The sequence below is a fragment of the Kribbella sp. WER1 genome (assembly GCF_054189145.1).
In genome coordinates this window covers 6,002,288-6,022,294 of the sequence record NZ_CM135186.1, presented here as the reverse complement: position 1 = coordinate 6,022,294, position 20,007 = coordinate 6,002,288, and the positions used below count along the sequence as shown (strand labels likewise).

Annotated in this window: 19 protein-coding genes; 6 read left to right on the top strand and 13 right to left on the bottom strand. The window is 69.6% G+C overall.

Going from position 1 to position 20,007, the window contains the following annotated elements:
* The 4 genes from ACXJJ3_RS29280 to ACXJJ3_RS29265 form a co-directional block, all read right to left on the bottom strand.
* Entirely contained in the window at positions 1-915 is a 915-nt protein-coding gene (locus tag ACXJJ3_RS29280) for a 1-phosphofructokinase family hexose kinase (RefSeq protein ID WP_458165061.1), read from the bottom strand.
* Positions 903-2,033, bottom strand: coding sequence for an N-acetylglucosamine-6-phosphate deacetylase (nagA, locus tag ACXJJ3_RS29275; RefSeq protein ID WP_458165060.1), 1,131 nt, complete (start codon positions 2,031-2,033; stop codon positions 903-905). Before nagA ends, ACXJJ3_RS29280 begins: the two co-directional genes overlap by 13 nt.
* A complete protein-coding gene (locus ACXJJ3_RS29270) occupies positions 2,030-2,980 on the bottom strand; it encodes an ROK family protein (protein WP_458165059.1) in 951 nt (316 codons plus the stop codon). Before ACXJJ3_RS29270 ends, nagA begins: the two co-directional genes overlap by 4 nt.
* Before the next feature lie 78 nt (positions 2,981-3,058).
* Positions 3,059-3,676 carry a TetR/AcrR family transcriptional regulator gene (locus tag ACXJJ3_RS29265; protein ID WP_458165058.1) on the bottom strand — a complete coding sequence of 206 codons (618 nt, stop codon included), beginning with the start codon at positions 3,674-3,676 and terminating at the stop codon, positions 3,059-3,061.
* A gap of 236 nt (positions 3,677-3,912) precedes the next feature.
* Here ACXJJ3_RS29265 and ACXJJ3_RS29260 point away from each other — a divergent pair, with 236 nt between their 5' ends.
* Positions 3,913-4,617, top strand: a complete 705-nt coding sequence (locus ACXJJ3_RS29260; RefSeq protein ID WP_458165057.1) for a hypothetical protein — start codon at positions 3,913-3,915, stop codon at positions 4,615-4,617.
* Here ACXJJ3_RS29260 and ACXJJ3_RS29255 read toward each other — a convergent pair.
* From ACXJJ3_RS29255 to ACXJJ3_RS29240, 4 genes are all read right to left on the bottom strand, one after another.
* Positions 4,614-5,159 (bottom strand): CGNR zinc finger domain-containing protein, encoded by a 546-nt coding sequence (locus ACXJJ3_RS29255; RefSeq protein ID WP_458165056.1) that lies wholly within the window; start codon positions 5,157-5,159, stop codon positions 4,614-4,616. The two genes, ACXJJ3_RS29260 and ACXJJ3_RS29255, sit on opposite strands and share 4 nt — an antisense overlap.
* A 4-nt stretch (positions 5,160-5,163) precedes the next feature.
* Complete coding sequence (locus tag ACXJJ3_RS29250) at positions 5,164-6,141, bottom strand: SPFH domain-containing protein (protein ID WP_458165055.1); 978 nt, start codon at positions 6,139-6,141, stop codon at positions 5,164-5,166.
* Entirely contained in the window at positions 6,141-6,431 is a 291-nt protein-coding gene (locus tag ACXJJ3_RS29245) for a hypothetical protein (RefSeq protein ID WP_458165054.1), read from the bottom strand. Before ACXJJ3_RS29245 ends, ACXJJ3_RS29250 begins: the two co-directional genes overlap by 1 nt.
* Positions 6,432-6,719: 288 nt before the next feature.
* Entirely contained in the window at positions 6,720-7,421 is a 702-nt protein-coding gene (locus ACXJJ3_RS29240) for a TetR/AcrR family transcriptional regulator (RefSeq protein WP_458165053.1), read from the bottom strand.
* A gap of 113 nt (positions 7,422-7,534) precedes the next feature.
* Here ACXJJ3_RS29240 and ACXJJ3_RS29235 point away from each other — a divergent pair, with 113 nt between their 5' ends.
* Positions 7,535-9,709 carry an MMPL family transporter gene (locus ACXJJ3_RS29235; RefSeq protein WP_458165052.1) on the top strand — a complete coding sequence of 725 codons (2,175 nt, stop codon included), beginning with the start codon at positions 7,535-7,537 and terminating at the stop codon, positions 9,707-9,709.
* Here ACXJJ3_RS29235 and pdxH read toward each other — a convergent pair.
* Together pdxH and ACXJJ3_RS29225 are read right to left on the bottom strand one after the other, a co-directional pair.
* Entirely contained in the window at positions 9,658-10,299 is a 642-nt protein-coding gene (gene pdxH / locus ACXJJ3_RS29230; RefSeq protein ID WP_458165051.1) for a pyridoxamine 5'-phosphate oxidase, read from the bottom strand. The two genes, ACXJJ3_RS29235 and pdxH, sit on opposite strands and share 52 nt — an antisense overlap.
* A gap of 9 nt (positions 10,300-10,308) precedes the next feature.
* Positions 10,309-10,863 carry a hypothetical protein gene (locus ACXJJ3_RS29225; protein ID WP_458165050.1) on the bottom strand — a complete coding sequence of 185 codons (555 nt, stop codon included), beginning with the start codon at positions 10,861-10,863 and terminating at the stop codon, positions 10,309-10,311.
* 156 nt (positions 10,864-11,019) lie between these two features.
* Between ACXJJ3_RS29225 and ACXJJ3_RS29220 the strand changes: the two genes are divergently transcribed.
* Entirely contained in the window at positions 11,020-12,132 is a 1,113-nt protein-coding gene (locus tag ACXJJ3_RS29220; protein WP_458165049.1) for a citrate synthase 2, read from the top strand.
* Here the strand turns inward: ACXJJ3_RS29220 and ACXJJ3_RS29215 are convergent.
* On the bottom strand, positions 12,069-12,857 hold the full coding sequence (locus tag ACXJJ3_RS29215; protein WP_458165048.1) for a helix-turn-helix domain-containing protein: 789 nt from the start codon (positions 12,855-12,857) through the stop codon (positions 12,069-12,071). The two genes, ACXJJ3_RS29220 and ACXJJ3_RS29215, sit on opposite strands and share 64 nt — an antisense overlap.
* Positions 12,858-12,984: 127 nt before the next feature.
* Here ACXJJ3_RS29215 and ACXJJ3_RS29210 point away from each other — a divergent pair, with 127 nt between their 5' ends.
* Together ACXJJ3_RS29210 and serC are read left to right on the top strand one after the other, a co-directional pair.
* A complete protein-coding gene (locus ACXJJ3_RS29210; protein WP_458165047.1) occupies positions 12,985-13,833 on the top strand; it encodes a phytanoyl-CoA dioxygenase family protein in 849 nt (282 codons plus the stop codon).
* A gap of 98 nt (positions 13,834-13,931) precedes the next feature.
* Positions 13,932-15,056 carry a phosphoserine transaminase gene (serC, locus tag ACXJJ3_RS29205; RefSeq protein WP_458165046.1) on the top strand — a complete coding sequence of 375 codons (1,125 nt, stop codon included), beginning with the start codon at positions 13,932-13,934 and terminating at the stop codon, positions 15,054-15,056.
* 54 nt (positions 15,057-15,110) lie between these two features.
* On the opposite strand, the gene ACXJJ3_RS29200 is transcribed toward serC, so the two are convergent.
* Both ACXJJ3_RS29200 and ACXJJ3_RS29195 read right to left on the bottom strand, forming a co-directional pair.
* Entirely contained in the window at positions 15,111-16,214 is a 1,104-nt protein-coding gene (locus tag ACXJJ3_RS29200) for a hypothetical protein (RefSeq protein ID WP_458165045.1), read from the bottom strand.
* Complete coding sequence (locus tag ACXJJ3_RS29195) at positions 16,211-17,446, bottom strand: class I SAM-dependent methyltransferase (RefSeq protein WP_458165044.1); 1,236 nt, start codon at positions 17,444-17,446, stop codon at positions 16,211-16,213. Before ACXJJ3_RS29195 ends, ACXJJ3_RS29200 begins: the two co-directional genes overlap by 4 nt.
* A 296-nt stretch (positions 17,447-17,742) precedes the next feature.
* Between ACXJJ3_RS29195 and ACXJJ3_RS29190 the strand changes: the two genes are divergently transcribed.
* On the top strand, positions 17,743-19,905 hold the full coding sequence (locus ACXJJ3_RS29190) for a DUF222 domain-containing protein (RefSeq protein WP_458165043.1): 2,163 nt from the start codon (positions 17,743-17,745) through the stop codon (positions 19,903-19,905).
* Positions 19,906-20,007 lie beyond the last annotated feature (102 nt).

Below are 20,007 nucleotides of genomic sequence, written 5' to 3'. Positions count from 1 at the left end.
TTAATCAACGATGACCTGGGGCTGCCAACGCCGATAGGCAGCCAGATCGATGTCTCCGGCAACAGGCGTCAGCACCGCGGCGGCGGACGCGGCAACAGCAGACTTGAGTACGACGGACCAGTCCGGCTCCGGCGCTTCCGCAACGGCAGCCGCGACGACCGCGGTACACGCATCCCCTGCACCGGTAGGGTTTCCGCGCACCGTCTCGACCGGCAACGCCCGCCTGACGCCGTTCTTGCTGGCAGCAACCATCCCGCGCGGACCGTCGGTGATCACCGCGGCCGAGGCACCGAGCGCGACCAGCTCCGACGCACCCTCCTCGACCTCGACGTCCCCCACAGCGGCACGCAGCTCGGACGCATTCGCCCGCACGACGGCACCCGCACTCGCGGCAGCCTTCAACGCATCCCCACCGGCATCGATCACCGACAGTACGTCGTGATGCCGCGCCCGGACCGCGAGCTCCGCGTAGGCGTCGGCCGGGATCCCCGGCGGCAGACTCCCCGAACACGCCAGCACCCCGAGCCGCCCCCACGGCATCCGGTCCCCGAACGCCCGCCACTCGTCGGCCGTCACCTGCGGCCCGGCCTCGTTGAAGATCGTCGCGTCCCCGTCGACATCGTTGACGACGGCAACGGTACGGCGGGTCTCGCCGGCGATCGGGGTGAGCAGCGCGGTCAGCCCCGCGTCGAACAGCTCCTCCGCGACCAGCTCGCCGGTGACGCCGCCGACGAAGCCCAGCACCAGCGCCTGGTGCCCGAGCGTCGCGGCGACCCGGGCGACGTTCACGCCCTTGCCGCCCGCGCGCCGCCTGATCCGGTCCACCCGGTGGCTGCCGCCGACGCGCAGCTCGTCGACCTCGTACGTCATGTCCAGCGCGAGGTTCAGCGTGACGGTTCCGATCAGTCCAGCCACGAACCCGCCCGCATCACCTTCTGGACGGCGTACTCGGGGTCGAGCAGCACCAGGTCCGCCCGCTTCCCGGTCTCGATCGAGCCGACGTCGTACCAGCCGAAGGTCTGCGCCGGGGTGGTCGACGCCATCCGCGACGCGTCGACCAGCGAGACGCCGGAGGTCACCGCGTTCCGGAACGCGACGTCCATGGTCAGCGTGGAGCCGGCGATCGAGTGGCTGCCGTGCGCGAGCGTCGCGAGGCCGTCCTTGACGTCGACTTCGAGGCTGCCGAGCAGGTACCGCCCGTTCGGCATTCCGGTGGCGACCATGGCGTCGGTGATCAGCGCGATCCGGTTCACCCCGGCGGCCGCGAGCGCGACCCGGACGACCTGCGGGTCCAGGTGCATGCCGTCGTTGATCACCTCGAGCAGCAGCCGCTCGTCGTTCAGCGCGGCGCCGACCGGCCCTGGGTCGCGGTGGTGGAACGGCCGCATCCCGTTGAACAGGTGCGTCGCCACCGTCGCGCCGGCGTCCGCGCCGGCGACCATCTGCTCGTACGTCGCGTCCGTGTGCCCGAGCGCGGCGACCGCGCCGGCGTCGACGACCTGGCGGATCGCGTCCAGCCCGTTCTCCAGCTCCGGCGCGATCGTCACCATCTTGACCGCGTCGCTGAGCACCTTCGCGACGTCGTCCTTGAGCGGCGGCCGCAGCAGTGACGGCTCGTGCGCACCGCAGCGCGCCTCCGACAGGAACGGACCTTCGAGGTGCACGCCGGCGATCACGCCGTCCTCGATCAGCTCCGCGAGGCAGGCGGTCTGCGCGACCAGCTCGTCGAGCGGCCCGGTCACCAGGCTCGCCATCGTGGTCGTCGTACCGTGCCCGGCGTGGAAGGCCGCGACCTTGCGCGCCTCCTCCGGATCGGTCGTCGAGTACGTCGACCCGCCGCCGCCGTGCGTGTGGATGTCCACGAAGCCCGGGACGACCGTCACGTCGCCGAGGTCCTCGGGCCGCTTGCCGTCGGCCGGCATCCCCTCGGACCGGCGGCCGAACGAGCGGATGTCCTCGCCGTCCACCTGGATCCAGGCGTTCTCCAGAACGTCGTCCGGCGTCACCACCCGGCCCACCCGGTACGTCGTCATGCTGCTGCCTCCTCGTGCGCGCGGTCCCAGGCCATCTGCGCGGCGCCGAGCATGCCGGCCTCCTCGCCGAGCACTGCCGCCACGATCTCCGGCTCGCGCTGGAACGTGAGCCGTGCGTGCACACCTTCGCGCAACGGCCGCAGCAGCGTTTCACCGGCACCGATCAGACCGCCGCCGATGGCGATCCGGGTCGGTGCGACCAGTGTCGTGTAGAGGACCAAAGCGTCGACCAGCGCGGTCAGTGCGTCCTGCCAGACCTGGGCCGCGTCCGGGTCACCGGCAGCCAGCAGCTCCATCACCTCGCGGGCGCCGTCCACGGTCCGTCCGGTACGGGCGGCGTACCGCCGGGCCAGGGCCGCCGCGGACGCGACCGTCTCCAGGCAGCCGTACTGGCCGCAGGCGCAGAGCTCGGCGGCGTCGCCGTGGATGAACTTCGAGTGGCCGAGCTCACCGGCGTACCCGTCGCCGCTGACCAGCCGGCCGTCGACGATCATCGCGGCCGCGATCCCGGTCCCGAGCGGGAGGAACATCGAGTTCGTGGTCCCGGCGAGAGCGCCCTGGCGGAACTCGGCGTACCCGCCGGCCCGGACGTCGTGGGCCAGCACGATCGGTACGTCCGCCGCCACGGCCTCCTGCAGCGAGGCGAGGACCGGCGTACCGACCCACTCCAGGTTCTCGGCGCCGACGGTGCCGTGCTCGGCGTCGATCACACCCGGGACGACGACACCGATCGCGCGCACCCGGTGCCCCTCGGCGGTCGCCTTCTGGCCGAGCTCGACGACGGTCTCCAGCAGTGCGTCGAGCACGGCGCGACCGCCGTCGCGGGCATCGGCCCGGGGCGTCGGCCTGGTCTCGCGGTGCAGCACCGCACCGTCGGCGGCGACCAGGCCGCACTTCATCCGGGTTCCACCGAGGTCGACGGCAACCACGACTTCACAGGGGTCCACAGAGCGCCATTATGCAGCGTTATCCCCCGAATCGAACATCCATGAGCAAATCATGGACAAACTGCCCAGGACCACTTGCTAGCCGCCGAGGCCGTGGTGGAACGCGGCCACCAGGAACGTCACCAGTCTCTCGGCGAGGTTGCTCTCGGTCCCGGCGTCCGGGGGCGGGGACAGCGCCTGGGACTGGTGCAGGGCGAGCAGGCCCTGCATGTTCAGGTACCCGAAGGCGACCGCGTCCGGCGCCGCCTGCGGGAGCGCCCGTTGCAGCGCGGCCAGGTACCGGCTCTCGACCGGGTCCGACTCGGCGGCGTACAGCTCTCGGATCCGCCGGCTCGGGTCGAACGCGATCCGCCCGATGAACCGGGCGACCACCGCGCCGCGCTCGCCCCGGCGCAGGACCAGCTCCAGCCCTGGTTCCACGAAGGCCCGGATGAGTTGCTCGGGCGTCGGCTCGCCGTCCGTCTCCAACTGGTCCAGCCGGCGGCGCCGTTCGGCGTTGACCGGTGTCATCGCCCGGGCCACGGCCGCGCGCAGCAGTGCCTCCTTGGACCCGAAGTGGTAGTTCACCGCCGCGATGTTCGCGGCCGCCGCCACCGTGATAGCGCGCAGCGACGTCCCCTCGTAGCCCCCTTCGCCGAACCGCTGCTCGGCGACGTTGAGCAGCCTTTCCCTGGTCGTTTCGACCGGTGTTTCCACAGAGTTCTCCTTCCCCCCGGCCACCGCCCGCGCAGGCACCCCACCTGCTCACGCGCAGTAGCCTGCAGTCAGCATAGTTCAAACGGTCGTTTGAACTGGAGGGCTCAGCTCAGTTGTCCCGAGAAATCCTCAGATTTCCCGAACCCCTTTCCTTCCCATCACCCACCGCATTCACACCTCCACCACAGCCCGTGCCCACGCGGGTGGAATCTGTGAGTGGGTTAGGGTCGTGCGCCATGACTTTGGTGCGGGTCGAGCGGCGGTTCCAGGGGCCGGAGCGATCGGGGAACGGCGGGTACGTCGCCGGCCTGGTCGGGACCGCGGCACAGCTCGATGGGCCGCAGGTGCCCAAGGTGACACTGCGGATGCCGCCGCCGTTGGAGACCGACCTCGAGCTGTCCGAGGGACGGCTGACCGACGGCGACGCACTGGTCGCCGAGGCGTCGCCGGTCGGCAGCGAGTTCCTGACGGACGCCACGATCGACGCGGTCGCGCCGGAGGAAGCACGCGCGGCCGAGGCGTCGTACCGCGGGCTGCAGGACCATCCGTTCCCGACCTGCTTCGTCTGCGGACCCGCGAACGAGCACGGCCTGCGGCTCAAGCCCGGACCGATCGGCAGCGGCCGTACGGCGTGCACGTGGCGGCCGTCGGCCGACCTCGGGACCGACGGGCTCGTCGACGAGGTGTTCCTGTGGGCGGCGCTGGACTGCCCGGGCGGCTGGACGATCGACCTCGAAGGACGCCCGTCCGTCCTCGGCCAGCTGACGGCCTGCATCGACGCCCGCCCGCAGGTCGGCGAGGAATGCGTCGCGCTCGGCCGCTACCTCGGCGAGGACGGCCGCAAGACGTTCACCGCCAGCACGCTGTACGACGCCGACGGTCGGGTGCTCGCGCGCGCCAAGCACACCTGGATCACGGTCGACCCGGCGGCGTTCAACTAGCGCGTCCGGGCGGCGTGCGCGCGGACCTTGGCGCGGTTGCCGCAGGTCGCCATCGAGCACCAGCGGCGACGCCCGCGCGGATCGAGGAACAGCCACCCGCAGGACGGGCAGATCCGGACGTGCTCCAGCGACCGGCCGGTGAGGAGCTCGCCTGCTTGCACGGCCACGGCGTACAGCGGGTCCTCCGGTAGCTCCCAGGCGGGGCCGTCCGCTGTCTGTACCAGCTTCCGCGCGGTCGCCTTTTCGATCAGCCGAGCCGCCGAGGCGAAGGTGTGATCGGTCGCCTGTCCGGTGAGCACGTCGTACAGGTCGGATCGGAAGTCGAGCACCGGCGCCAACTCTCCGTCCCCGTCGACCTCGAGACCGACGTACGAGCACCAGGTCAGGAAGGCGTCGTACGACGTCAGCCACTCGGTCCGGGCGGGGCCACGGGTGGTCCACTCGGACCGGGTGTTGACGAAGTCGAGCACCGGGTGCGCGCCGACCGGCTTGGGCACGACGACGCCCTGCACGAGCTCGAGGTGGGACGGCAGCGCGGTCACGGAACTATCGTGCCGGTTGCGTGGGTTGGGTGGTCGGCTGCTGTGTGGTGGTCGGCACCGGGATGCTGACGTTGCCGTTCTGCGGGATGACCATGAACTGGATCTTGCCCGACTCGATCGCGGACTTCAGCAGGTAGCCGTTCGCGCCGAGCAGCTTGACCTGCTGCTGGACCGACTGCAGCTCGACCTGGACCTGCTGGTTCTTCTGCTCCTGGGTCGCCTTCGCCAGCTCGGCGCGCTGCTTCGCCTCGAGCCCGTCGATGATGCCCTTGTCCAGCGGCATCGGCTTCTGCACCGTGAACGACAGCTCGCCGCAGTCGTTGCTGCCGTTGTACCCCGGGCCGCAGAAGTAGTCGCCGCCGACCGCGGCCGGCAGCAGCCGGGTGAACTCCTTGGCCGCCGCCGTCTGGAACTGCGACTTCATCTTCTCGTTGTTGTACAGCTCGGCCCAGCCGTAGTCGGTCGCGACCGCGGCCAGCGCCCGGTCGATCTGCGGCCGGAAGTAGCTCTGCAGCATCTCGTTCCAGCCGCTCTCCTCGTACGCCTGGGTCTTCAGGCCGATGCGCTCGTGGAACGACTTCAGCACGTCCTTGTTGCGGTTCAGCGTGAAGTACACCTGCACCCGGACGCCCAGCCGCACGTTGTCCTTGCTGACCACGGTGACCTCGTCGGCCGCGTCCGTGTCCGCGCCGTCACCGCCGATGATGTACGAGCGCTGGTCGATCGGGTACGTGTAGAGCGTGTCACCCGGGCCGATCATCTTGTTCGTCGAACCCGGCGGGATGACCGACTTGAACTTCTTGTCCTCGATGATGCCGCCGCCGTAGTGCAGGCCGATCCGGTTCGTGTCGGTGCTCGCGAAGTTGAAGACGTTGAACAGGATGATCAACGCAATCACCCCGACCACCAGCCCCCCGATCACCTTCACCTTCAAGCTGCCCTTGGGCTTGATCGCGGCGGCTGCGTTCCCCAGTTTTGCCATCAGTCGTCGGTCTCCTTGTGTTCCACCATGCGCCGTACGTCGGCCAAGGTCAGGTCGGCGGTGACCGCGACGTCACGCGGCACCGATGGATGCGAGCTGAGCGTACGCAGACCCTGCTCGGCGGCAGCGACCGCCCGCTCGAGCGCCCTGACCTCGCGCATCAGCGCCCGGTGTTCGGCGTTCAGCTCGGCCAGCGCCTGCTCCGCGTTCGCGGCCCGGCGGTACGACGCCCATGCCCACCAGGCGGTTCCGATCAGCAGCAGGATCGCCGGCAGTCCGAGTCTGATCATGGGGAGCATTGTGGTTCATCCCTGGGCGAAAAGCGGTTGAAGGGGGAAGCGGGCGGCAGTAAGTTCTCAGTACACGCGAAGGGAGGTGGTCCAACGCATGAATTGCTATCGGACTCGTGAGGTGGCGGCGGGCTAACCGCCAACCACAAGTTAGTGGGCAAGTGGTCGGCCAATTCAACGCCAGCCACCGGGCCCGCGGGCAGTCAGGACAGTCCGCCTGACCCTGAGCACGGCCACCCGGTCATGTCTCCGGAAGCGCCCGCGGGTCTCTTCTTTTCATGGGCGCAGCTATTCTGGCTCCGGGCAGTCCAGGCCGAGTGCCTGGCCGATCTCGTAGAGCTGGGCCTCGAAGTACGCCGCGGCGTCGGGCAGCACCCAGTGGAGCTGGCCGAAGACCTCCATGCAGATCAGCCCGTAGAGCCTCGTCCAGTAGTTCAGCGACAGGTAGATCGCGCCGGCCGGCATCCCGTGGAAGTGCTCCGACTCGGCCGTCAGCTGTTCGACCAGCGCGGTCCCCAGTTCCTCGTCGGCCGGATGCGGGAACGGTTTCTGGTGCCAGATCTGCGCGACCAGTTCCTTGAACAATCCGCCGAACCGCATCGCCGCCTGGTGCCCGGGCGTCACCTCGTGCTCGTCGTCCTCCGGATTCGGTACGGCGGTACCGAACACCAGCCCGAACTCGGCCGGATGCGCGAGCGCCCAGTCCCGCAGCCCGTTCGCGAGCAGGTACAGCCGGTTGCCCAGGTCGATGTCACCCGCCTGCAGGCTGAGCAGCGTCGTCGTGAGCTCGTCATACAGGTCCGCGATCAACGCGGAGATCAGCGCCTCGTGGCTCGGGAAGTACCGGTACAGCGCGGGCGGGGTGAGGCCGAGTTCGCGGGCGACCGCGCGCAGGCCGACGGCCGCCGTACCGCCGGACACCAGCAGCCGGCGGGCGGCCGCCTTGATCTCCGCCAGCGTCGCTGCCCGCCGTCGGTCCCGGCTCACCACGCGAAAACACTCCTTGACATCGGCACAGGTCGGGCGCCTAGAGTGAACACCGTTAACAGTTAACACTGTTCACTCGACGCCTTTCGCTCAATCTACGCCCTTCGGGAGAGTTCGTGTTCGAGACGCTCGGCCACTTCACGTACCGGCGGCGCCGCCTGGTGCTCGCCCTGACCGGGGTTTTCGTGGTGCTCGGGCTCGCCTGGGGCACCGGCGTGTTCGGATCGCTGGCGAACGGCGGCTTCGACGCGCCGGACACCGAGGCCGCGAACGCGGTCAAGACCATCGAGCAGAACGTCGGCCGGACCGGCACCGACGTGATCGTGCTGTATCGCAACCCGTCGGAGACGGTCGCCGATCCCGCGTTCCGGCAGGCGGTCGAGCAGCACCTGTCCGCGCTGCCGTCGGCCGACGTGACCGGCATCGCGACGTACTGGAGCACCAAGTCGCCGGCGTTCGTGTCGAAGGACCGGCACAGCACGTACGCCGTCCTCACCCTGGCCGGTGCGACGCAGGAGACCCGGCTCGACACGTTCCACAAGATCGCCGATCAGGTGCGGTCCCAGGCGAAGGGGCTGGACACGAAGGTCGGCGGCGAGGTCGCGGTGTTCGACGAGGTGAACACGCAGACCGAGCACGACATCGTGAAGGCCGAGTCGATCTCGACGCCGATCGTGCTGGTCCTGCTGGTGGTGGTCTTCGGTGGTCTGGTCGCCGCGTCGCTGCCGCTGTTCGTCGGCGCGCTGGCGATCCTCGGCGCGTTCGTGCTGCTCCGCGGGCTGTCCGCGGTCACCGACGTGTCGATCTTCTCGATCAACATCGTCACGATGATCGGGCTCGGGCTGGCCATCGACTATGCGTTGTTCATCGTCACCCGGTTCCGCGAGGAGCTTGCGCGCGGCAACGATGTCGAGACCGCGCTGACCGCGACGATGGCGACCGCGGGCCGGACGGTGGCGTTCTCCGGGATCACGGTCGGCGTCGCGATCAGCAGCCTGGTGCTGTTCCCGGTGATGTTCCTGAAGTCGATGGCCTACGGCGGTGCCGCGGCGGTCGCGATCGCGATGATCGCGGCACTGACCGCGCTGCCGGCACTGCTCGGCGTGCTCGGTCATCGGGTGAACAACCTGCGGATCTTCAAGCCCCGCAAGGCTGCTGCCGAACACGGCACCTGGTACCGGCTCGCGCACAGCGTGATGCGGCGGCCGGTCCGGTACGTCGTGGTTCTGGTCCCGGTGCTGCTCGTCCTGGGGATCCCGTTCCTGAACGCGCAGCTCGGCGGCGTCGACCACCGGTCGCTGCCGGCCGGCGCGACCTCGCGGACCGTGACCGAGACGCTGCAACGGGACTTCCCAGGCGCGGGCGGGTCGGACATCTACGCGGCGGTGCGGTTCGACTCTCCCCCGGCGGATCCGTCGGCGGCGTTGGCGCCGTACATCGCGCAGCTGAAGCAGGTCCGGGACGTGGAGGACGTGCGGCTCGGCGGGTATGCGCACGGTGTCGCGTCGGTCGTCGTCCATACGCATTACACCGGGCAGGAGTTGCCGGCGCGGGACGTCGTCCGCGGGGTACGGGCAGTGCCGGCGCCGGGCGGTACCGCTGTGCAGGTGGGCGGTGAGACGGCGGCGGTCATCGATCTGCTGCACGTACTGAAGGAGCGGGCGCCGTACATGGCCGGGTTCATCGTGCTGGTCACGTTCGCGCTGCTGTTCGTTGCCTTCGGCTCCTTTGTGTTGCCGGCGAAGGCGTTGCTGATGAACGTGCTGTCGTTGTCCGCGGCGTTCGGGGCGATGGTGTGGATCTTCCAGGAAGGGCATCTGTCCGGGTTCCTGCACTTCACCCCGGCCGGATTCCTGGACGCGACGAACCCGGTGCTGCTGTTCGCCGTACTGTTCGGGCTGTCGATGGACTACGAGGTGTTCCTGCTCAGCCGGATCCGCGAGGAGTACGACCGGACCGGCGACAACACCCAGGCGGTCGCGCTCGGGCTGCAGCGGACCGGCGGGATCATCACCAGCGCGGCGTTGCTGCTGATCATCGTGGTGGCGGCGTTCTCGACCTCGGGCATCGTGTTCGTGAAGATGATCGGCGTCGGGCTGGTGATCGCGATCGCGCTGGACGCGACCATCGTGCGGGCGTTGCTGGTGCCCGCGACGATGCGGCTGCTCGGCCGCGCGAACTGGTGGGCCCCGGCGCCGCTGGCGCGGTGGTGGGCGCGGCACGGGTTCCGCGAGGAGCCTCAGGGCTGGAGTCTGGACAGCGCCCAGGAGGAGGAGCTGGTCCGCCGGTAGGCGAGCCGGTCGTGCAGCCGGCCGGTACGGCCCTGCCAGAACTCGAACGCCTCCGGGGTGACCAGGTAGCCGCCCCAGAAGTAGGGCGTGGAGATCTCGGTGCCCTCCGGCCACTGCCGCTCGTACGACGCGTACTGCAGGTCAAGCTCTTCGCGGGATTCCACCGGCTGGCTCTGCTGCGACGCCCAGGCGCCGAGCTGCGACCCGCGCGGGCGGCTCGCGAAGTACTCGTCGACTTCGTCCGTCGGCAGCTTGGTCACTGTGCCCTCAACACGGATCTGGCGCTCCATGGCGTGCCACGGGAACACCAGGGCGCAGTGCGGGTTCGCGGCCAGGTCCTCGGCCTTGCGGGACTGCTGGTTGGTGTAAAAGACGAAGCCACGCTCGTCGACACGCTTCAGCAGTACGGTCCGCGCGGACGGGCGACCGTCGGCGTCGGCCGTGGCCAGAACCATCGCATTCGGCTCGGCCAGACCGGCCTGACGCGCCTGATCCAGCCAGGTCTCGAACTGTACGACGGGGTCCGCCGCGACCTGGCTCTCCAGCAGCTCACCCAGGCCGTACGTCTCCCGCATCTCCGCAAGGTCCACGCACTGAGCCTACTGACGTGGCTGCTGGCCCGGGTACTGCGGCGGCTGCTGCTGCGGGTACTGGTGTTGTGGCGGCAGCGGCTGCTGGCCCGGGTAGCCACCCCACTGCTGCGGCTGTTGCGGCCCCTGCAACACCTTGAACAGCTTGGCTTCCTGTGTCCACCGCCGGATCCCCACCAGCAGCAACGGTATGCCGAGCAGCAGGACCGACCCGTCGAACAGCATGTAGCTGCCGCCGTACTTCGACCCGGGCCACTCGAACAGCTTGATCAGGTGGAACAGCTGCTGGATCGGCACGAGCGCGACCGCCAGACCGACCACGGTCAGCAGCAAGCCGGCGCCGGTGGTCACGCCCGCACCGATCGCCGGGGCCATCATCAGCAGGCCGAGCACGACCGCGATCGCGATCAGCAACGCGAGCCACGGCAGCGAATGACCGAAGTCGTTGCGGTATATCTGGATGCGCATCGTCAGCCGCGGCGCGGCGTAGGAGGCGGCGCTGAGCCCCACATAGGCAGCGATGACGCCGATCACGAGCCCGAGGGCGGGGAGGGGCTTTGTCATGGAGCGAGACTAGACCTCTTACCGGTCCACCCCGACCGGCCGAACGGGTCACACTGCTGTCCGCTCGTCGGCGCGGAGAACTATGCTGCCTGAGCGCCCAGGTACGCGGACTCTCCTGGTGAGTTCGCGTCCTGACCACGAGGACGAGGGAGTCGTATGTCTGATCCGAGGACCGAGGTGCAGCACGGGCTGGAGGGCGTGATCGCGTTCGACACGCAGATCGCCGAGCCGGACAAGGAAGGTTCGGCGCTCCGCTACCGCGGTGTGGACATCGAGGACCTGGTCGGCCGGGTGCCGTTCGAGAACGTCTGGGGCCTGCTGGTCGACGGTGCGTTCACGCCCGGCCTGCCGCCGGCCGAGCCGTTCCCGCTGCCGGTGCACACCGGCGACATCCGGGTCGACGTACAGTCCGCGCTGGCGATGCTCGCACCCGCCTGGGGCCTGCGGCCGCTGTACGACATCGACGACGCCCAGGCCCGCGAGGACCTGTCCCGGGCGGCCGTGATGGCGCTGTCGTACGTCGCGCAGGCCGCCCGCGGGATCGGGCATCCGATGGTGCCGCAGCGTGAGGTGGACAAGGCGACCACGATCACCGAGCGGTTCATGATCCGCTGGCGCGGCGAGCCGGACCCGAAGCACGTCCGCGCGGTCGACGCGTACTGGACGTCCGCGGCCGAGCACGGCATGAACGCGTCCACGTTCACCGCCCGGGTGATCGCGTCCACCGGCGCGGACGTCGCCGCGGCGCTGTCCGGTGCGGTCGGCGCGATGTCCGGCCCGCTGCACGGCGGCGCGCCGGCCCGGGTGCTGACGATGATCGAGGGCGTCGAGCGTTCCGGCGACGCCCGCGCATACGTGAAGGGTCTGCTGGACGCGGGCGAGCGGCTGATGGGCTTCGGGCACCGCGTGTACCGCGCCGAGGACCCGCGCGCCCGGGTGCTTCGGCGTACCGCCCGTGAGCTGGCCGCCCCGCGGTACGAGGTGGCCGAGGCGCTCGAGCAGGCCGCGCTGGCCGAGCTGCGGGAGCGGCGGCCGGATCGGGTGCTGGAGACGAACGTCGAGTTCTGGGCGGCGATCGTGCTGGACTTCGCGGAGGTGCCGCCGCCGATGTTCACCTCGATGTTCACGTGTGCGCGGACGGCCGGCTGGAGCGCCCACGTGCTGGAGCAGAAGCGCACCGGCCGGCTGATCCGCCCGTCCGCGATCTACTCCGGCCCGGCCTCCCGCCCGGCCGACTCGATCGAGGGCTGGAACCCCAGCTGGGCCTGACGGTCCTGGCTGGGACTCCGTCCCGTGCGTTGCCGGTACTGCCGGCTGAAGTACGGGACGTCGGTGTAGCCGAGGGCGGCGGCCGTCGCGGTGACGGTCATGCCGCTCTCGGTGAGCAGCTGGTGCGCGCGGTCGATCCGCGCCTGGATCAGGTACTGCGCCGGTGACATCCCGAACTGTTTGACGAAGCGCCGGGTGAACTGCGCCCGGCTGAGCGCGGCCCGCCCAGCCATCTCGCGGACCGTCCACTCACGCCCCGGATCCTGCCGCAACTGCCGGGCGATCTCGTCGACGGCGGTATCCGTCGCGGTCCGGCCCGGGTGGTGGACGGCGTCCCAGACCAGCGCGACCAACTGCTCGAGACACAGCTCCGCCTGATGCCGTCCGAGCGCATCACCCCGGCGGTACGACGCGTCGCTGGTCCGGGCGAGGACGCCGAGGAACTCCCGGTCCATCACCTCGCCCCACCGCGGATCCGGCGCGGCGGTCGCGGCCGTCTCGAAGTGCATGCCGAACACGAGCAGCCGCCGGTGCGGGTCGTGGGTCGCGCACGGCGCGTCGCCCGGCCGGAAGACCGCGCACACGCCCGGATGCAGCTCCCGCCGCCGGCCGTCGAGCTCCAGCTCCCCGCGGCCGTCGAGCACGCACCAGAGCAGATGGTCGGTCAGCGGCCACGACGTCCACGACCAGCTCGGCTCGCACCGCCAGAAGGTCGGCGACGACATCTGCTCAAGCTGGATCCGGTGCACCAAAAGTTCAAGTCCTCGCGTGAATCGTCCGTGGCCCGGAGCAACAGGCGGAGCGGAAAATAGGAGCTGTAGGCAGACTAAGGCACACACGCGGGAGCCGTGCATGAGCGTTTCATACAACACCTCCACCCTCCGGGAAGAGTTCGAGCAGATCGGCTACACGCTGGTCCGCGGGCTGTTCTCCGCGAAGGAGGCCGAGCAGCTCCGCGAGCACTACATGCACGTCCGCCGGCGCGGCCCGCGCGACCACGACTTCGCCGGCCACACCTCGACCGACCGGGACCCGCTGCAGCGGTACCCGCGGATGGCACAGATGCACCGCTGGGACGACGCGTCGCTGCAGTGGCTGACCGACGCCCGGATCGACCGGGTGATGACCGAGCTGCTCGGCAGGTCGCCGTACGCGGTCCAGACAATGGTCTACTTCAAGCCGGCCGGTTCGCGCGGGCAAGCGCTGCACCAGGACAACTTCTATCTGAAGGCCGACCCCGGTACCTGCATCGCGGCCTGGATGGCACTCGACACCGTCGACGTCGCGAACGGCTGCCTCGAGGTCGTCCCGGGCTCGCACCGCTGGCCGATCCTCTGCACCGAGAAGGCCGACACCACGGTCAGCTTCACCGACGTCACGGTCCCGCTCCCGACCGCCGAGGCCGCCATCCCGGTCGAGATGGAGCCCGGCGACGTGCTGTTCTTCCACGGCGCGCTGGTGCACGGGAGCAACCCGAACGTCACCACCGACCGGTTCCGGCGGGCGCTGATCGGGCACTACATCCAGGGCGAGGCGGAGCGGGTCGCGCAGTACTACCACCCGGTGCTGCGAATGGACGGGACCGAACTGCCGCTCGAGGTCGCCGAGGGCGGCGGCGCCTGCGGCGAGTGGACCGACACCCCGGACGGGCCGGTCGCGGTACTGACCGGAACCGAGACGGTGAGCCGCAAGCACGAATGAGACACCCCGGCGTGTCGGTTGTGGGCGGTGTGCGAGGATAGAGCGCGCTGACAGCGTCGTCGGCTTTCTGAAATGCAGACGACGAAGGGAATGCGCTGGTGACCAGCGAAATTCAGATTCCTGCAGAGTTCAAGCCTGTTGACGGCCGCTTCGGCGCGGGTCCGTCGAAGGTCCGTCCGGAAGCCGTCGCGGCGCTCGCGACAGAGGGCGCCAAGCTGCTCGGCACCTCCCACCGGCAGGCGCCGGTGAAGAACCTGGTGAAGCGGGTCCAGGAGGGTGTCGCGGAGCTGTTCCAGCTGCCCGACGGGTACCAGGTCGTGCTCGGCAACGGCGGTTCGACCGCGTTCTGGGACGTCGCGACGTTCGGGCTGATCCGGGAGAAGAGCCAGCACCTGAGCTTCGGCGAGTTCTCCTCGAAGTTCGCCAAGGCCGCCCAGCAGGCGCCGCACCTCGGCGAGCCGACGATCGTGAAGGCCGAGCCCGGCACCCGCCCGGTCGCGGTCGCGGAGGCCGGCGTCGACCTGTACGCGTGGCCGCACAACGAGACCTCCACCGGCGTGATGGCCCCGGTCAAGCGCGTCGAGGGCGCCGACGAGGGCGCGCTGGTCGCGATCGACGCCACCTCCGGCGCCGGCGGCCTGCCGGTCGACATCAACGAGGTCGACGCGTACTACTTCGCCCCGCAGAAGTGCTTCGCCTCGGACGGCGGCCTGTGGATCGCCGTGCTCAGCCCGGCGGCGCTGGCGCGCGTCGAGGAGATCACCGCGTCCGGCCGCTGGACCCCGGCGTTCCTGGACCTGGCGACCGCGATCGACAACTCGAGCAAGAACCAGACGTACAACACGCCGTCGCTGGCCACGCTGTTCCTGATGGCCGAGCAGACCGACTGGATCAACGGCCAGGGCGGCCTGGAGTGGAGCGTCGGCCGGACGACCGACTCCAGCAACCGGCTGTACACGTGGGCGGAGAAGTCGGAGTACGCGACGCCGTACGTCGCCGACCCGGACGCCCGCTCGCTGGTGATCGGCACGATCGACCTGGACGACGCGATCGACGCGGCCGCGGTCGCGAAGACGCTGCGCGCCAACGGCATCGTCGACACCGAGCCGTACCGCAAACTCGGCCGCAACCAGCTCCGGGTGGCGATGTTCCCGGCGGTCGACCCGGACGACGTCGAGAAGCTCACCCAGGCCATCGACTACGTGGTCGAGAACCTGAAGTAGCCGCTCAGCACATCGCCGCCGGTCCCCCTCGCGGGGCCGGCGGCTTTTGTGTGGTCAGTGGTTCTGGCGGCGGTGCGCGGTGGGCGGGCCCTGGCCGGTGAGGCGGTCGTTCTCGGCCTGGCGGTCGCGACGTTCGCGGCGGCCCGGGGGGAACGTGAAGATCGTGATGATCAGCGCGAACAGGGCGGCGCCGATGATGATCCACATCAGGTTGTGGCTCTTGCCGGAGCTGCCCGAGCTGTTGCTGTCGGTCGTCGACGCGGGCTTCGGCGTCGCGCTCGCGGACGGCGTCTTGGTCCCGCCGGTCGCCGCCTTCGCGGGCACCGCCAGCTCGTAGACGCCCGGGCTGTTGCCGTCGGCCGCGAACACCACGGTGCCGTCGGTGGCGCCCAGCGCGATGCTGCCGCCGTCGCCCGGCAGTGCGGCACTCCGGGCGATCGCGTTCGGGTTGTCGCCCCAGGCCACGGTCGCGAGGTCGGTCGAGGTCCGCAGTACCGCTCGCTGACCGTCCGGAAGGAACGTACCGTCCGTGATCACGCCGGTCGGCGCGGACGCGAGCTTGGTGAGGTCGTTGGTGCCCTGGCGGGTCGGCGAGGCGGGCGCGGAGTAGATCGTGCCGGCGCCCTTGGACGACTTGGTCACGACGTACAGCTGGCTGGTCTCCGGGTCGATCAGCAGCGTCTCGGCGTCGTGCGCGCCGTCGGGGTACTTGAAGTCGTACTGGTGGTACTTCACGTTCGCGTCCTGCAGGCTGTCCGGCTCCGGGATCGTGTAGATCTCGATCTGGTCCCGGCTCAGCTTGGCGTCGCCGATGTCGGCGATGTAGAGCGTGCCGTTCCGGTCCAGACCGAGTGCCTCGACGTCGCTGACCTTCGCGCCGAACCGGAACACCGCCTGCACCTTGCCGGTCGTGTCCAGCGCGAACACCCGCCCGGTGTCGCCGGAGCTGCTCACCGCCCAGTACGTCCCGGCGTGCTTGGTGCTCTTGACCAGCCCGGTCGGATGCTTGATCCGGTCGTCCTTGATCGAGAACAGCTTCTTCGCCGCCGGGTCCGCCTGGTCCGCCGTACCGGTCGCCGAGGCCGTCGGCAGGGCGGCACCCGCGAGGGCAAGGAGCGTCGCACCCAGCAGCGCGAGGGCGATCCGGAGCTGTCTCACGAGACCACCTCAGCACCCGCGGGGAGCAACAGCTGCGCCAGGCGCGGCGTCACCTGCCATTCGGTGACCATTGCCTGGTACTCGGCGCGCAGGTCCGCGGCCGGTTCGGCCCCGGTCCGCGCGGCGCGGAGCAGCAGATTGCGCGGCGTGTGCTGACTGTCCACGAACTGCACAACCTCCACCCGGTAGCCGACCTGTCGGAGCACCGCCGCCCGCAGGCTATCCGTCAGGACGTCGGCGAACCGCTCACGAACGATGCCATATCTCGTCATCAGCGCATAAGGCGCCGGTGGTGTGACGCTCTTCAGCTGCTTTTGGATGTCGTGATGGCAGCAAGGGGCCGCGAGAACCAGCGCGGCCTCCCAACGGACGGCCCGAGCGAGCGCGTCGTCGGTCGCCGTGTCGCAGGCGTGCAGCGCCAGCACGACGTCCGGACGGACGTCCAGCTCGGCGTCCTGGATGGTCGCGTCCAGGAACCGCAGGTGCTCCTGCCAGCCGAGCGCCTCGACCACCCGGGTGTTCCGCTTCCGGGCCGCCGGATTGTGGTCGATACCAGTCATCCGTACGTCGTGCCCGGCCGCAGACAGCAGGTGGTACGCCGCCAGCGTCAGGTACGCGTTCCCGCACCCCAGGTCCACCACCTGCAACGGCCGGTCCGTGCCGATCCGCCCCGCCCCGACCGCCTCCTCGACCGCCGGCGCCAGCAGCTTGCAGAACTCCTCGATCTGCTTGTACTTCGCCTGCCGGGACGGCTTCACCCGCCCCTGATGATCGCTGATCCCCAGCTCGACCAGGAACGGCGCCGCCGGATCCAGCACCCGCCGCTTCACCCGGTCATGGCTCGTCTGCTGCTCCCGGCTGTCCTCCTGCCGGTGCAGCAGCTCCTTGCCCTTCTTCGTGTACCGCAGCCGCAACGTATCGGTGGTCATCTCGACATGCCACGACCCGTAGTTGGCGCTCAGTAGTTCGTCGACCACCTGCTCGAGCTCGCCCGCCGGCACGTTCCGGGTATGCGCCTGCCGCTCGTCGAACTCGGTGACCTGCAGGAACCGCTCCCCCTTCAGGTCGACGTACCGCACCTCGACCCGCACGAACCCCGGCGCCACACTCCCCCGCCGCCGCCCCGACCCGACTCCCCGAACCAACCCGTCCCGCTCCAGCAGCGCAGCCCGCACCACCCCCAACGCCCCGGCCCCCACCGGCACTTCACCCGACCACACCTCTGGCTGCACCGCGCCATTGTCCCCGACCCCCACCCCCGATCACAAAATGATCTCGCCCACTCACCGCCAGCTCTCAGAACTCCCCGCCCCACCAGCGGCTCCGCACCCCGCGTCACATCAACAGGCGAAGGCCGACCCGTTTGAGCCTGCCCATCGAACTCGACAGCAAGATGTGCAGCCGCCACTCCCCACTGTGAATCACTTCCGCGTCACACCACACAGCAGAGGAATTCTCCTTACCTATAAGAGATTCGTACCCCATCTCCGATTTGGTCGTGATCATTCCGTGACCTACAATAGAACACATGTTCGACGTCGACCTGGACGACCTCTCCACCGCGGACCTGCTCGCCGCGGCAGCCGAGTACGCCCAGGACCAAGAACACGCCGCCGTCGGCATCCTCCGCACCACCCTCGCCTTCGCCGACCGCAACGCCGTGGTCGAATGGCCCGGCCGCGAACCGCTGCCCGGCTACGAACGCCTCCGCGTCTACGGCGGCGAAGGCTGCCCCGGCGTCGCCGAGTTCGCCCCCGTCGAGCTGGGCGCCGTCCTCGGCCTCTCCTCCGGTGCCGCCTCGTCCCTCCTCGGCGAAGCCCTCGCCCTGCGCCACCGCCTCCCCAGAGTCTGGGCCGCCGTCCTGTCCGGCAACGCCATCGCCTGGCGCGCCCGCAAAATCGCCCACGCCTGCCTCAGCCTCTCCCTCGAAGCCGCCGCCATCGTCGACCGCCGCGTCGCCGGCATCGTCAACACCGTCACCCCCGGCCGCCTGAAAAGAATCGTCACCGCCGCCATCTGGCAAGCCGACCCCGCCCAGGCCCAGGCCGACGCCGAAGCCGCCGCCAAAACCCGCGGCGTCTTCATCACCCAATCCGACCCCGCCGACGACCACGGCACCAAACGCATCTTCATCCGCGCCGCCTCCGGCGACGTCATCCGCTTCGACGCCACCATCGACGACCTGGCCCACGCCCTGAAAGCCCTCGGCGACCCCGACCCCCTAGACCAACGCCGCGCCAAAGCCATCGGCTGGATAGCCGACCCGACTGCCGCCCACAACCTCCTCCAAGCCGCCCGCCACCTAGCCCGCACCCACGACCACGCAGGCACCACCCACAAACACACCACCCCATCCAGCCCCACCACCCACCCACAACGCCCCAACAACAACCCCGCTCCATACGACGCGAGCACCCCACCCGACCCGCCTGACACACCCACCCCGCACAGCCAAACCAAAGCTGAACGCCCAACCCTCGACCAGCAGACAACTGCTCCCCACCTCCACGCCCCGGACAACCCGCGCGACGTGGACGACCCGCACGACGTGGGCGACCTGCGCGACGTACACGATCCGGAGGACGTACGCGAGGCGCGCGACCTCCACGACCCGGGCGACGTACGCGAGGTGGGTGACGTGGGCGAGGTGGGCGACCTGCTCGACGCGGGGGACGTACGCGACGTACGCAATCCGGGTGACGTGCGCGATCTGGACTACCTGCACGACCCGGGCGACTCGTGCGACCTGCACGAGACAACCGTGGTGGACGACCTGGACCACGCGCGCAGTTCAAGCGGCCTGGATCGCGGAGATGCCTTCACGCGATTGGCGCTGGCGGACACGCTCGAGGCGCGCCTAGCCGCCATCAAACACGATGCCTACAGCAACAACCCCGCCACACCCACCAGCCGCCGAAACCGCCACACCCTCTACGTCCACCTAACCGACAAAACCCTCTCCACCGGCACCGGCGTACTCCGAGTCGAAAACCTAGGCCCACAGCTGGCAACCCAACTAACCGAACTACTCGGCCACGACCAAATCACCGTCAAACCGGTCATCGACCTACACGACCAGATCAGCGTCCACAGCTACGAGATCCCCGACCGGATCCGCGAACGCGTGCGCCTCCGCCACCCCGTCGACATGTTCCCGTACGGAACAGCCGAAGCAACACCCCGCATGGACCAGGACCACATCACCCCATACAGCCGCGCCCTCACCCCAGCCCACCCCACCCAGAACCACCCGGCCCCGGCAATCACCTACCAGGAAGACACCAGCCAGCAAGACACCACCCCAACTCACCTCAACCCAATAGACAGCACCAGCCGATCGGCCTGCGTCGCACCCCCACACCCGACCAGCCACCCCAGCCGAACCCGTCCGCCTGGACCCACCCGCCCACCCAGCCGAACCGGACCAGCCGGACCAGCCGGACCAGCCGGGCAAACCGGGCAAACCGGGCAAACCAGCGTCGACAACCTCATCCCGCAAGGACGACTCCACCACCGCGCCAAGACCTTCGGCGGCTGGCGCAACCGCCGCCTGCCCAGCGGCGGCATCGAATGGACCAGCCCCCACGGATTCACCTTCTTGGTCGACCACACAGGAACCCACCCGGTGTCTCTCGGCCAGCCCTCAACGAATGACCTCAACGATCCCGCAGATCGTGAGCCAACAGGCTGACGACTCCAGGCAGCCCCACCGCCCTGCGGCCAACGATCGGCCAAGCTGTTCAAATGCCGCAGGCCTCGCATCGCCCGGCGAGGGCGCACGGGTTCGTCGAGG

What these genes read in the sequence shown, in the direction of transcription:
- nagA (WP_458165060.1), bottom strand. Translation starts at nt 2,033, where the DNA reads ATGACGACGTACCGGGTGGGCCGGGTGGTGACGCCGGACGACGTTCTG.
- ACXJJ3_RS29260 (WP_458165057.1), top strand. Translation starts at nt 3,913, where the DNA reads ATGACTTTGGTGCGGGTCGAGCGGCGGTTCCAGGGGCCGGAGCGATCG.
- ACXJJ3_RS29250 (WP_458165055.1), bottom strand. Translation starts at nt 6,141, where the DNA reads ATGGCAAAACTGGGGAACGCAGCCGCCGCGATCAAGCCCAAGGGCAGC.
- ACXJJ3_RS29245 (WP_458165054.1), bottom strand. Translation starts at nt 6,431, where the DNA reads ATGATCAGACTCGGACTGCCGGCGATCCTGCTGCTGATCGGAACCGCC.
- ACXJJ3_RS29225 (WP_458165050.1), bottom strand. Translation starts at nt 10,863, where the DNA reads ATGACAAAGCCCCTCCCCGCCCTCGGGCTCGTGATCGGCGTCATCGCT.
- ACXJJ3_RS29220 (WP_458165049.1), top strand. Translation starts at nt 11,020, where the DNA reads ATGTCTGATCCGAGGACCGAGGTGCAGCACGGGCTGGAGGGCGTGATC.
- ACXJJ3_RS29215 (WP_458165048.1), bottom strand. Translation starts at nt 12,857, where the DNA reads ATGTCGTCGCCGACCTTCTGGCGGTGCGAGCCGAGCTGGTCGTGGACG.
- ACXJJ3_RS29210 (WP_458165047.1), top strand. Translation starts at nt 12,985, where the DNA reads ATGAGCGTTTCATACAACACCTCCACCCTCCGGGAAGAGTTCGAGCAG.
- ACXJJ3_RS29190 (WP_458165043.1), top strand. Translation starts at nt 17,743, where the DNA reads ATGTTCGACGTCGACCTGGACGACCTCTCCACCGCGGACCTGCTCGCC.